Annotated in this window: 11 protein-coding genes; 5 read left to right on the top strand and 6 right to left on the bottom strand. The window is 70.9% G+C overall.

Annotated elements, in window-relative coordinates:
* Positions 1 to 56: 56 nt before the first annotated feature.
* From ABT137_RS50630 to ABT137_RS50620, 3 genes are all read right to left on the bottom strand, one after another.
* The gene (locus ABT137_RS50630) at positions 57 to 587 is read right to left on the bottom strand and encodes a MarR family winged helix-turn-helix transcriptional regulator (RefSeq protein ID WP_351720770.1); all 531 of its coding nucleotides are present in this window, start codon (positions 585 to 587) and stop codon (positions 57 to 59) included.
* Between the two features lie 90 nt (positions 588 to 677).
* Positions 678 to 3,062: an ATP-binding cassette domain-containing protein gene (locus ABT137_RS50625; protein WP_351720768.1), complete on the bottom strand. Its 2,385-nt coding sequence runs from the start codon at positions 3,060 to 3,062 to the stop codon at positions 678 to 680.
* Between the two features lie 155 nt (positions 3,063 to 3,217).
* Positions 3,218 to 4,663 (bottom strand): FAD-dependent monooxygenase, encoded by a 1,446-nt coding sequence (locus ABT137_RS50620; RefSeq protein WP_351720766.1) that lies wholly within the window; start codon positions 4,661 to 4,663, stop codon positions 3,218 to 3,220.
* A gap of 64 nt (positions 4,664 to 4,727) precedes the next feature.
* Between ABT137_RS50620 and ABT137_RS50615 the strand changes: the two genes are divergently transcribed.
* The 4 genes from ABT137_RS50615 to ABT137_RS50600 all read left to right on the top strand — a co-directional run bounded on the left by ABT137_RS50615 (position 4,728) and on the right by ABT137_RS50600 (position 9,909).
* Positions 4,728 to 5,366: a TetR family transcriptional regulator gene (locus ABT137_RS50615; protein WP_351720765.1), complete on the top strand. Its 639-nt coding sequence runs from the start codon at positions 4,728 to 4,730 to the stop codon at positions 5,364 to 5,366.
* A 390-nt stretch (positions 5,367 to 5,756) separates the two neighbouring features.
* Complete coding sequence (locus ABT137_RS50610) at positions 5,757 to 6,749, top strand: phospholipase D-like domain-containing protein (RefSeq protein WP_351720763.1); 993 nt, start codon at positions 5,757 to 5,759, stop codon at positions 6,747 to 6,749.
* Between the two features lie 109 nt (positions 6,750 to 6,858).
* On the top strand, positions 6,859 to 7,695 hold the full coding sequence (locus ABT137_RS50605) for a PaaX family transcriptional regulator (RefSeq protein ID WP_351720762.1): 837 nt from the start codon (positions 6,859 to 6,861) through the stop codon (positions 7,693 to 7,695).
* A 183-nt stretch (positions 7,696 to 7,878) separates the two neighbouring features.
* Positions 7,879 to 9,909: an NAD(+) synthase gene (locus ABT137_RS50600; protein WP_351720775.1), complete on the top strand. Its 2,031-nt coding sequence runs from the start codon at positions 7,879 to 7,881 to the stop codon at positions 9,907 to 9,909.
* Positions 9,910 to 9,990: 81 nt separating this feature from the next.
* Here ABT137_RS50600 and ABT137_RS50595 read toward each other — a convergent pair whose 3' ends face one another.
* From ABT137_RS50595 to ABT137_RS50585, 3 genes are all read right to left on the bottom strand, one after another.
* A complete protein-coding gene (locus ABT137_RS50595) occupies positions 9,991 to 10,254 on the bottom strand; it encodes a PaaI family thioesterase (RefSeq protein ID WP_351720772.1) in 264 nt (87 codons plus the stop codon).
* Positions 10,227 to 10,454, bottom strand: coding sequence for a hypothetical protein (locus tag ABT137_RS50590; RefSeq protein WP_351720759.1), 228 nt, complete (start codon positions 10,452 to 10,454; stop codon positions 10,227 to 10,229). Before ABT137_RS50590 ends, ABT137_RS50595 begins: the two co-directional genes overlap by 28 nt.
* Positions 10,455 to 10,544: 90 nt before the next feature.
* The gene (locus ABT137_RS50585) at positions 10,545 to 11,156 is read right to left on the bottom strand and encodes a TetR/AcrR family transcriptional regulator (protein WP_351720756.1); all 612 of its coding nucleotides are present in this window, start codon (positions 11,154 to 11,156) and stop codon (positions 10,545 to 10,547) included.
* A gap of 370 nt (positions 11,157 to 11,526) precedes the next feature.
* Here ABT137_RS50585 and ABT137_RS50580 point away from each other — a divergent pair, with 370 nt between their 5' ends.
* Positions 11,527 to 12,147 (top strand): hypothetical protein, encoded by a 621-nt coding sequence (locus tag ABT137_RS50580; RefSeq protein WP_351720754.1) that lies wholly within the window; start codon positions 11,527 to 11,529, stop codon positions 12,145 to 12,147.
* Positions 12,148 to 12,272 lie beyond the last annotated feature (125 nt).

Below are 12,272 nucleotides of genomic sequence, written 5' to 3'. Positions count from 1 at the left end.
GTTGATAAGAACGTTACAGTTATGCTCTTACGAAAAGGCATTGGAAATTACGAATATTACACACCAGAAAAAATTATGGAGCAGCGGCGCCGCCAGGGCAGCGCCTCCTGTTCGTCGCTGTCGGCGTCCATGCGCTGGAGGGCGGTGTTGACGGCCTCGCCGATGGCGGCGAACTGGGTGACCTGCTCCGGGGTGAGGGCGTCGAAGACGGCTCGGCGGACCGCCTCGACATGGCCGGGTGCCGCACGCTCCAGCAGGCTCATGCCGGCCGGGGTGAGGACGGCGTGCTGGTTGCGGCGGTTGACGGGGTCCTCGCGGCGGTCGACGTAGCCGGCCTCCTGGAGGCGGGTCACGGCGTGGGTGAGGCGGCTTCTGGTGATCTTCAGGCGTTCGGCCAGCTCGGACATGGTCAGGCTGTGATCCTTGACCGAGGACAGGTAGGCGAGGAGCGAATAGTCGGCGTGGGTCATCCCCGCATCGCGCCGCAGCTGGCGGTTCAGGTGGTCGGACAGGTGCGTGGAGAACTGGACGTAGGCGAGCCACGCCCGTCGTTCCTCGGGGTTCAGCCAGCGTGGCGTCGTGGTCATGGGGCGCAGCCTAACCATTGACGTTTGAATATTCAAACCTCTGCCGCGGTGGCCGCCCTGAGGGGATCTCGTCTCCTCAGGGCCGCCGGTTCAGGCGCCGACGTACTGCGCGAGGTGCTGTGCGGTGAGCGTGGAGCGGGCGGTCACCAGGTCCGCCGGGGTGCCCTCGAAGACGATCCGGCCGCCGTCGTGGCCGGCGCCCGGGCCGAGGTCGATGATCCAGTCGGCGTGGGCCATGACCGCCTGGTGGTGCTCGACGACGATGACCGACTTGCCGGAGTCGACCAGCCGGTCCAGCAGCCCGAGAAGCTGCTCGACGTCCGCGAGGTGCAGGCCCGCGGTCGGCTCGTCGAGAACGTAGACGCCGCCCTTGTCGGCCATGTGCGTGGCCAGCTTGAGGCGCTGGCGCTCGCCGCCGGACAGGGTGGTGAGGGGCTGGCCGATGGTGAGGTAGCCGAGGCCGACGTCCGTGAGCCGCTGGAGGATGCGGTGGGCGGCCGGGGTGTGCGCCTCGCCCGCGGCGAAGAACTCCTCGGCCTCGGTCACCGGCATCGCGAGCACCTCGCTGATGTCGCGGCCGCCGAGGTGGTAGTCGAGGACGGACGCCTCGAACCGCTTCCCGTCGCAGTCCTCGCAGGTGGTGGCGACGCCCGCCATCATCGCCAGGTCGGTGTAGATCACGCCGGCGCCGTTGCAGGTGGGGCAGGCGCCCTCGGAGTTGGAGCTGAAGAGGGCCGGCTTGACGCCGTTCTCCTTGGCGAAGGCCTTGCGGATCGGGTCGAGCAGTCCGGTGTACGTCGCCGGGTTGCTGCGCCGGGAGCCGCGGATCGCGCCCTGGTCCACGGAGATCACCCCGGCGCCGGCCGGGATCGAGCCGTGCACCAGGGAGCTCTTGCCGGAGCCCGCGACACCGGTCACGACGGCGAGGACGCCGAGCGGGATGTCGACGTCGACGCCCTGGAGGTTGTGGGTGCGCGCGCCGCGGATCTCCAGCGTGCCGGTGGGTTTGCGGACGGTGTCCTTGAGGGCGGCCCGGTCGTCGAAGTGGCGGCCGGTGATGGTGCCGCCGGTCCGCAGGGCCTCGACGGTGCCCTCGAAGCAGATCGTGCCGCCGCCGGCCCCGGCGCCGGGGCCGAGGTCGACGATGTGGTCGGCGATGGCGATGACCTCCGGCTTGTGCTCGACCACGAGCACGGTGTTGCCCTTGTCGCGCAGCCGCAGCAGCAGGCCGTTCATGCGCTGGATGTCGTGCGGGTGCAGGCCGGTGGTGGGCTCGTCGAAGACGTAGGTGACGTCGGTGAGCGAGGAGCCGAGGTGGCGGATCATCTTGGTGCGCTGGGCCTCGCCGCCGGACAGGGTGCCGGCCGGGCGGTCGAGCGAGAGGTAGCCGAGGCCGATCTCCACGAACGATTCGAGGGTGTGCCGGAGCGTGGCGAGGAGCGGCGCCACCGACGGTTCGTCGAGGCCGCGCACCCAGGCGGCCAGGTCGCTGATCTGCATCGCGCAGGCGTCGGCGATGCTGATCCCGTCGACCTTCGAGGAGCGGGCGCCCTCGCTGAGCCGGGTGCCGTCGCAGTCGGGGCAGGTGGCGAAGGTGACCGCCCGCTCCACGAACTCGCGGATGTGCGGCTGCATCGACTCCTTGTCCTTGGAGAGCATCGACTTCTGGATGCGCGGGATCAGACCTTCGTAGGTCATGTTGATGCCCGCGATCTTCATCCGGGTCGGCTCCCGGTGCAGGAAGTCCTGCAGTTCCTTCTTGGTGAACTTGCTGATCGGCTTGTCCGGGTCGAAGAAGCCGGACTCGACGTAGAGGCGGGAGTTCCAGCCGCCGCCCTTGTAGCCGGGGACGGTGATCGCGCCCTCGTTGAGGGAGAGGGTCTCGTCGTAGAGCTGGGCGAGGTCGAGGTCGGTGACGGCGCCCCGGCCCTCGCAGCGCGGGCACATGCCGCCGGTGATGCTGAAGCTGCGCCGCTCCTTCACCTTCTGGCCGGCGCGTTCCACGGTGACGGCGCCCGCCCCGCTGATCGAGGCGATGTTGAAGGAGAACGCCTTGGGCGAGCCGATGTGCGGCTTGCCCAGGCGGCTGAAGAGGATGCGCAGCAGGGCGTTGGCGTCGGTGGCGGTACCGACGGTGGAGCGCGGGTCGCCGCCCATCCGCTGCTGGTCGACGATGATCGCGGTGGTCAGTCCTTCGAGGACGTCGACCTCGGGGCGGGCCAGGTTGGGCATGAAGCCCTGGACGAAGGCGGGGTAGGTCTCGTTGATCAGCCGCTGCGACTCGGCGGCGATGGTGTCGAACACCAGCGAGCTCTTGCCCGAGCCGGAGACTCCGGTGAAGACCGTCAGCCGGCGCTTCGGGAGTTCGATGCTGACGTCCTTGAGGTTGTTCTCCCGCGCGCCGTGTACGCGGATCAGGCCGTGGCTGTCGGCCACGTGCGGCGTGGACGTCGTCTTCTCGGTCTCTGTGGCCATGCTCAAACCCGTCTCCGTCTGCTGCGCGGGGTCCTGGTCGGTCGGCGCCACGCTAGCCGGGGTGAAAAGACTAGCGCTTCTCCATTACTGACCGATTCGCGTGCGCCGGGGCGGCGCCGGGGTGCCGCGCCCGCCGCCCGCCGGAGGTGCGGGGCTCAGCCGAACCATCGGGTGAGGGCCGCTTCGAGGGGACTGCGGTCGGCGGTGGACCAGGCGATGTAGCCGTCGGGCCGGATCAACAGGGCCTCGGCGCCCTCGGCACCCTCGACGTCCTCGTCGCTCTCCGCCACGACGTGCTCCACCCGGTCGGACCGGTCCCCCACGTCCCTGCGCTTGCCGTCGAGCGAGAGCAGCAGGCCGCGGCCGGAGTGCATCAGCAGGCTGAGCCGGGTCGGGCCGGCGCCGGTGGTCAGCTCCAGGTCGGTCATGCGGGGACCGAGACCGGGGTACCGGATGTCGAGGCCGGACATCATGCCGGAGATGTACCGGTTGGTGTCGGGCAGGCGCAGCAGTTCGGTCGCGAGGGTGCGGACCGCCTCGACCTCCTCGTCCTGGCCGGGGTTCATGAGCACGGCCTGGGCACGGGTGTGTTCCAGCACCCGCGCCGCGACGGGGTGCCGTTCGTCGTGGTAGGTGTCCAGCAGCCCGGCAGGTGCCCAGCCCCGCACCTCGGCGGCGAGTTTCCAGCCCAGGTTGACCGCGTCCTGGACGCCCAGGTTCACGCCCTGGCCGCCGATCGGCGCATGGATGTGTGCCGCGTCCCCGGCGAAGAACACCCTCCCCTCGCGGTAGCGCTCGACCTGCCGGACGGCGTCACTGAACCGGGATGCCGCGCGCAGTTCGCCCAGTTCCGTGTCCCGTCCGTACACGGCATGCAGCGCCTCGCGCACCTCCTCGGCGGTGACGGGTGCCTCGCGGCCCGGGCCGTCGCCGGAGAGCCTGCCGAAGATCAACCGGTACCGGTCGCCGTCGAGGGGGTGCAGGATGCTGAAGTAGCCGCCGGCGGATCGGGGGTACTGGCTGAAGTGCCCACGGTCCATGGGGACGGCGTCGGACCGGGACGCGAGGGTGAGGTCCGCGGCCACGGCGGACATCCTGCCCGCCCGTCCGGGGAAGGGGACACCCAGGGCCGCTCGGACCGCGCTGTGCGCGCCGTCGCAGGCGACGAGGTAACTGCCGCGCAACCCCCCGGCCGTGACGCCGTCCGCGTCCTGCTCCACCGCCGTCGCCTCGTGTCCGCGCAGCACGGGAACGCCCTGCGCCACGAGACGCTCTTCGAGGAACGCCTCCAGCCGATCCTGGGGAAGTGTGACCGGGTAGGGGTGGCGGGTGCGCCAGGGCCGGCAGTCCAGCTCGACGGGCAGCATGGCGAAATGCCCCCCGTGGTTGTTGCGCGACGGAGCGTCGGCCAGCAGCGGGTCGAGCAGGCCGCGCAGGTCGAGCACTTCCGCGGTGCGCGGTTGCAGCCCGCCCGCCCGGGACTGGGGGTTGCGCGTGGGCTGCTTCTCCAGGACCACGACGGGCACGCCCGCCAAGGTCAGCTCATGGGCCAGCATCAGCCCGGTCGGACCGGCCCCCACCACGATGATCTCGGTTCGCATGACACCCTCCGAAATGCACTCAGTGCAAGAATGCACTCAGTCTACCACGGGGTAGACTGAGTGCATGAATCAGCGGATGGGCCTGCGGGAGACCAAGAAGGAACGCACCCGGGAGACGATCTCGGCGACGGCGATCCGCCTGTTCCTGGACCGGGGCTTCGACCATGTCTCGATCACCGAGATCGCGGAAGCGGCCGAGGTTTCCCGGCGGACCCTTTTCGCCTACTTCCCGACGAAGGAAGACCTCGTCCTGCACCGGTTCGCCGACCACGAGAGCGAGACCGCCCGCATCGTGCGCGGCCGTACAGCCGGCCGGCCACCGCTCGACGCGTTGCGGGAGGCACTGCTGGACGCGTTGGCGCGACGCGACCCGAACACCGGCCTGAACGACACTCCCGAGATCGTCGCCTTCCTGAGAATGGTCTTCGCCACGGAGAGCCTGGCGGCGCGGCTGACCCGGTACACGTCCCGCGGGATCGAGGCGCTGACCGAGGCACTGCGGGAGGCCGGCGCCGATCCGCTGGTCGCACGCCTCGCGGCGGCCCAGGTGATCGCGGTGCAGCGGCAACTTGCCGTCATGAACCACGAGGCCCTGGCGGACGGCGAGTCCGCCGACGCCCGCTACCCGCAGGCCGTCCGGGCGGCCCACCAGGCGTTCGACCTTCTCGACGACGGCCTGGGATCCCAACTCACAGGCGCGTAACGGCCCCCCGGGCGCCCACACTCCTCCGCATCGGCCCGGTGCGCCGAGTGCGCGGTGCCGCTCAGGACCCGGGCGACGGTCACCTGATGGGCCCACCTCGCCCCGCACCGGGCGACGATCGGTGGCCGCGGGAAGTCGTTCCGGGAGCAGATGACGGCGGCGGGACGGCGCGGACGGACCGGCCCGCGACCGGCTACGAAGATTTTGCGTTCTCGCGGTACACCCATGAACCGGCCCCCACCTGCGCCGAGTCCACTATGTCCGCCCGTACGCCCCCCAGGTAACGGTGAGTTCACCCGGCTTCCCTTCCTCGGCAGTCTACGCGCGTGGTGTCATGCCCACGCTCACCCACCCCCCACGTGAGCGTCTATTCGACTAGGAGTCACGCACATGCTGTCGAAGCTTCTCGTTCGCGCGGGTGTCGCCCTGGCTGCCAGTGCGGCCGTGGTCGCCACCGCGGTCCCCGCGAACGCCGCGAGCTACTCCGCGTTCGCCTTCTCGCTCAGCAGCAGCGAGCCCACGATCTACGACTTCATCAACTCGGCCACCAGCTCGCTCGACATGACGATGTACGAGCTGGAGGACACCACGGCCGTCAACGACCTCATAGCCCTGAAGAACAAGGGCGTCACCGTGCGGGTCGTCCTGGACCAGGCGCACAAGAGCGCCAACAACTCCGCCTACACCTCCCTCACGAACGCGGGCGTGGGCGTGGCGTGGTCATCGACCAGCTTCGTCTACACGCACCAGAAGACCATCACGGTCGACGGCACCAAGTCGCTCGTCCTGACCGGCAATCTGACCTCCCAGTACTACTCGACCGGCCGGGACTACGGCGTCTTCACCGACGACACCCGGGACGTCGCGGCGATCGAGAAGGTCTTCAACGCCGACTACGCCGGCACCTCCGTCACGCCCACCGACGGCGACCACCTGCTCTGGTCCCCCACCGACTCGCGCAGCCGCCTGCTGACCGTGGTCAACGCCGCCACCAAGACGCTGGACGTCGAGGAACTGGAGTTCAGCGACAGCACGGTGGTCAACGCCATCGTCGCCAGGGCCAAGGCGGGCGTGAAGGTGCGCGTCGTCCTGGAGACTCCGGGCGACTACTCCAGCGAGGTCTCCTCGATCAAGGCCGCGGGCGGCACCGTCGTCGGCTACTCCGACCCGAACGGCTTCTACATCCACGCCAAGGCCATGGTCGCCGACTACGGCCTGTCCACCCAGGAGGTGGAGGCCGGCTCCATGAACATCAGCAGCAACTCCCTCTCCAACAACCGTGAGCTGGGCATCATCCTCACGGGCACCGGGGTGGCGCAGTCGGTGGCCACGACCGTCGAGACCACGTTCAACAGCGACTACTCGGGCGGCACCGCCGCGTAGCGATCCGGCTGCGCCGGCCCGCCCCGGCCGCGCTTCGGCACGGCCGGGGCGGGTGCTGTCCGGTGTCCCGCGCCCTGTACATCCGCCACGTGGCCGTAATCTTGCGCACGTGAACGCCGAGATCGCCCCGGAACCCCTGGACGCCCCGCAGCCCCGGCCGCAGTCGCTCCTGCTCGCCTTCTTCGGCAACCACGTACTGGAGCAGGGCCCGCTGGCCGTGTACTCGGGGAGCATCATCACCGTTCTGGGCCGGGCGGGCGTCGGCGAGCAGGCGGTACGCTCCACCCTGACCCGCATGGTCAACCGGAACCTGCTGCAACGCCAACGGCAGGGCCGCAAAATGTACTTCGGCCTGACGCCCCTCGCCACGCAGATCCTTCAGGACGGCCGGCGCCGCATCTGGGAGTCCGGCGCCGTCAACGACGACTGGGACGGCTCCTGGACCCTGTTCGGCTTCTCGCTGCCGGAGTCCTGGCAACGCCAGCGGCACGATCTGCGCTCCCAGCTCGGCTGGTCGGGTTTCGGGCCGCTCTACAGCGGCCTGTGGATCGCGCCCGGCCGGGTGGACGTCTCCGCCGTCGTCGCCGAACTCGGGCTCTCCGCCCACGTGAAGATCTTCCACGCGCTGGCCGACGAGGCGACAAACATCGACCTCATGATCCGCGACACCTGGGACCTGGCGTCCATCGCGGCCCGGTACGAGGACTTCCGCACCCGCTGGGAGGCATGGCGTGCCGGACCCGGTGACGACGCCGTGGTCACCCGGCTGCGGCTGGTCAGCGAGTGGCTGGGCATCATCCGCACCGATCCGCGGCTGCCCGTCCGGCACCTGCCCGCCGACTGGCCGGCCCACGAGGCGGAGACGGCGTTCCACCGCGTCGCGGCCGAGACCGAGGCGCCGGCCCGCCGGATGGCCGCGGCCCTGCTGGAGACCACGCCCCTGTGACCCGCCGGGCGCGGTGGACGTGCCCGCGGTCTCCGCAGATTCCCTGGTCAGCCCGGATCGCCCGGCGATCTATGCTGCTTGGGGCAGGAGGTTCGCCAGACCGTCGAAGGAGAGGGAGCCCGGATACGGCGACGCTCCCTGTCCGGCATCCGCACCGTGTCCGTCTCTCCCGAGGAAGCCCCGTTGAACTTCTGGTCGATCTATGAGCATGGCTTCGCGCGCGTCGCGTCGTGCACGGGCCACACCGTCATCGCCGACCCGCGCGCCAACGCCGAGGCGGTGCTGCGGCAGGCCCGCCGCTGCGCCGAGGAGGGCGTCGCGGTGGCGGTCTTCCCGGAGCTCGGCCTGACCGGTTACTCGATCGAGGACCTGCTGCTCCAGGACGCGGTGCTCGACGAGGTCGAGGAGGCCGTCGAGGCGGTGAGGGCCGGCTCGGCCGGCCTGCTGCCGGTCCTCGTCGTCGGTGCCCCGCTGCGGCACCGCAACCGGGTCTACAACTGCGCGGTGTTCGTGCACCGCGGCCGGATCCTCGGGGTCGCACCCAAGTCGTACCCGCCGAACTACCGGGAGTTCTACGAACGGCGCCAGATCGCCGCGGGCGACGACGAGCGGGGCGGCACCATCCGGATCGGCGGCGAGAGCGTGCCGTTCGGGGTGGAGCTGCTGTTCGAAGCGGAGGACGTCCCGGGTCTCGTGCTGCACGCCGAGGTCTGCGAGGACATGTGGGTGCCGGTGCCGCCGAGCGCGGAGGCGGCGCTGGCCGGCGCGACCGTGCTGCTCAACCTGTCGGGCAGCCCGATCACGGTCGGCCGGGCGGAGGACCGCAAGCTGCTGTGCCGCTCCGCGTCGCAGCGCTGTCTCGCCGCGTACGTCTACGCGGCGGCCGGGCTCGGCGAGTCGTCGACGGACCTGTCCTGGGACGGCCAGGCCATGATCTACGAGAACGGCGCGCTGCTGGCCGAGACGGACCGGTTCCCGCTCGACGACCAGTACGCGGTGGCCGACGTGGACCTGGACCTGCTGCGCCAGGAGCGGGCCCGGATGGGTTCGTTCGACGACAACCGCCGTACCCACGCGGCCCGCACCGGCGGCTTCCGGACCGTCCCCTTCCGGGTCGACCCGCCGACGGCCGACCTCGGGCTGCGCCGCCGGGTGGAGCGCTTCCCCTTCGTCCCGGCCGACCCGCAGCGGCTCGCCCAGGACTGCTACGAGGCGTACAACATCCAGGTCGCCGCGCTCCAGCAGCGGCTGGCTGCGATCGGCGGCCCGAAGGTGGTGATCGGGGTGTCCGGCGGCCTGGACTCCACGCACGCGCTGATCGTCGCCGCCCGTGCCATGGACCGCGCGGGCCGCCCGCGCAGCGACATCCTGGCCTTCACTCTGCCGGGTTTCGCGACCGGCGAGCACACCAAGGGCAACGCCCACCGCCTGATGAACTCGCTCGGTGTGACCGCGGCCGAGCTGGACATCACGCCGACCGCGCGGCTGATGCTGCAGGAGATGGGCCACCCGTTCGCCGCGGGCGAGCCGGTCTACGACGTGACCTTCGAGAACGTGCAGGCCGGTCTGCGCACCGACTACCTGTTCCGGCTGGCCAACCAGCGCGGCGGCATCGTCCTCGGCACCGGGGACCTGTCGGAGCTGGCGCTGGGCTGGTCGACGTACGGCGTCGGCGACCAGATGAGCCATTACAACGTCAACTCCGGGGTGCCGAAGACGCTGATCCAGCACCTGATCCGCTGGGTCATCAGCAGCGAGCAGTTCGACGCGGAGACCGGCAAGACCCTGGCGGCGATCCTCGACACCGAGATCAGCCCGGAGCTGGTGCCGGGTGAGGAACTGCAGTCCACCGAGTCGAAGATCGGCCCGTACGCCCTGCACGACTTCACCCTGTACCAGGTGCTGCGGCACGGGTTCCGGCCGTCGAAGATCGCCTTCCTGGCCTGGCACGCCTGGCACGACCGGGAGGCGGGCGCGTGGCCGCCCGGCTTCCCCGAGGCCGAGCGCAAGGCGTACGACCTGGCGGAGATCCGGCACTGGCTCGACTACTTCTGCCGGCGCTTCTTCGCCTTCGCCCAGTTCAAGCGCTCGGCGATGCCGAACGGACCGAAGGTCTCGGCAGGCGGTTCGCTCTCCCCGCGCGGCGACTGGCGTGCTCCGTCGGACAGTTCGGCGAAGGCCTGGCTGCACGACCTGGCCCGCGTCCCGGAGTAGCCGCCCGCCCGGCCCGTCACGCGCGGAGCCCCGCACCCGCTCCGTCGGGTGCGGGGCTCCGCGCGTGGGCCCGGCCCGCCGTCAGTCGCCGGCCGGTCGCATGACGAGGCAGGTGGTGGTCGCGTGGGCGATCAGTTTCCCGCGCTCGTCCAGCACCTTTCCCTCGGCCGTGGCGGTGGAGCGTCCGACGTGGATGACGCTCCCCTCGGCCGTGAGGGTCTGGCCTCCGGTGTGGGCGGCGCGGATGTAGTTGACCTTGAGTTCGAGGGTGGTGTAGCCGACACCGGCGGGCAGGGTGGTGTGTACGGCGCAGCCCATCACGGAGTCGAGAAGGGTGGCCGCGATGCCGCCGTGGACGATGCCGAGGGGGTTGGCGAAGTCGGGGCGGTGTCGAGCGAGATCACCATGCGGCCGTGCTCCACCTCCTCGAAGCGCATGCCGAGCAGCCGGCCGATGGAAGGGGGCACGGTGTCGGTCGGCCGCGCGGACTGTATCCGGCGCATCAGTTCGAGGCCGGACAGGGCGGCGAGGTCGGTGGTGGACACGGGTGGCTCCTCGGGGTGCTGGTGGTGGTGCGAGGCGGCCCGCCGCTCTCCGGGCAACGGGCCGCAGCGGTCGTCAGGTGTCGTCACTGGTTACGACAGCCGTGGGTCGGCAGGTCGTCGCTGGTCGGGGAAGGCATGGGTCAGGAGTTCGCGCAGTTCGGCGGCGGCCGCGTCCAGCGGTGCGGTGCTCTGTTCGGCACGGCACATGATCACGGCGCCTTCGAGGGCGGCGACGACGAAGGCGGCCAACCGGGTGCTGCGCGCCTGCGGAAGGCCGTGCCGGCAGAAGTGCGCGGCCAGTGCCTGCTGCCAGCGGGCGAAGACGGCGGCGGCGGAGCGGGCCAGCTGGGGTGCCTCGTCGTTGGTCTCCGCGGCCACGGCCACGATCGGGCAGCCGACGCGGTAGCCGCTCTCCGTCAGCCGCTCCCGCCACAGCGCGAAGAAGGAGTCGACCGCCGCCACGGGGTCCTCGGCCTCCATGGCCGCGTCGATCCGCTTCGCCATGCGGTCACCGGACCGGGTCACCGCCTCCTCGACCAGCTGGGCACGGCCGCCGGGAAAGTGGTGGTAGACGGAGCCTCGGGGGGCGCCGGTGCGGGCGAGGACCCGGTCGATGCTGGTGGCGCCGGCGCCGTACTCACGCAGCAGCTCGGCGGCGCCGCGCAGCATCCGTTCCCGGCTGTCGCTCCTCCGCGGACTCATGCGACCACCGCCCTTCCCGTGGAGACACATCACATCCTTACGCGAGGGTAACTTATGGTGTGTGCCATAGAACATGCAAGAGCAGAGCCGGGGAGCGCGCGCCCGGAAGGACGTCCCGCATCCCGCGGGGAAGTGAAGGTGCGAGGCCTGCCCGGGGCTCTTCGCATGTGCGGGCCGCGTCGGCGGCCGGGCGCACTCTGACGGGCGAACATCCGACCGACACCCGGACGGAGTCCAGTGCCGGGGCAAATCCCCTGGTCAGGGCCTTCGCCGTGGCACTGGCGGCGCATGGCGCGGTGGGTGACCGGTTGCGGGGCCGCACCCCGCTTTCCACGGTGGGCGAAAGACAGCAGTTCTCGAAAGGAAACCCATGCGTGCCCTAGCCTCTCGCGGCCTCCTCGTCTCCCCCCTGGTCTGTGCCGCCCTGGTCCTCGGCCCGGCGGCCGCCTCCGCTGCCGCCGCCGACGCCGGCCGAGAAGCAACGGGACCCGGTGTCGCGCAGACGGCTCCGCGGCCCGGCACCGACCTCGCCACGCTCCTCGACCGGATCGACGCGATCGACTCGACACGGTACGACCGTGCCCTGACACCCCTGCTGGACGCGCTGCCCGAGGTCGCCGCGGCGCAGGGCACCCGCATCGACCCGGCGCAGGCCGCCGCCTACGCGAAGGCGCTGCGGGAGTGGAACAACACGGTCCAGGAGCGGCTGCGGCACCTGGACGCCGGCGCCGCCGAGCGCGCGCACCGGGCCGCACCCCGGGCGGCCGACCCCGTCTCGGACCTGCTGAACGCGATCCAGTCCGCCGTCAAGGGCCTGCTCAGTGCGCTGACCTCGCTCGACCTCGGCGGGGTGCTGAGCGCCGTCACCGGGCTGCTGGCCCCCATCCTCGCAGCGGTCACCGGTCTCCTCGGCGCCCTGCCCGCACTGCCGTCGCTGCCCGCACTGCCCTCGGCGGGCAGCCTCGTCTCCACGACGACCGTCGCCCCGTGAGGAACTGACACGGCGTCGGCGCGGTCTCGGCCCTCGGGGCGATTCAAACGTCCGGGTGACGTGATCTTGGCCTCTGTTGCTTTCGGCTGCCTACATGCTAGGCTCGCCGCAAGTTGCAGTTTGGT

Source organism: Streptomyces sp. NPDC001980 (genome assembly GCF_040296885.1).
Classification (GTDB): domain Bacteria; phylum Actinomycetota; class Actinomycetes; order Streptomycetales; family Streptomycetaceae; genus Streptomyces.
This window is presented reverse-complemented; position numbering and strand designations above follow the sequence as displayed.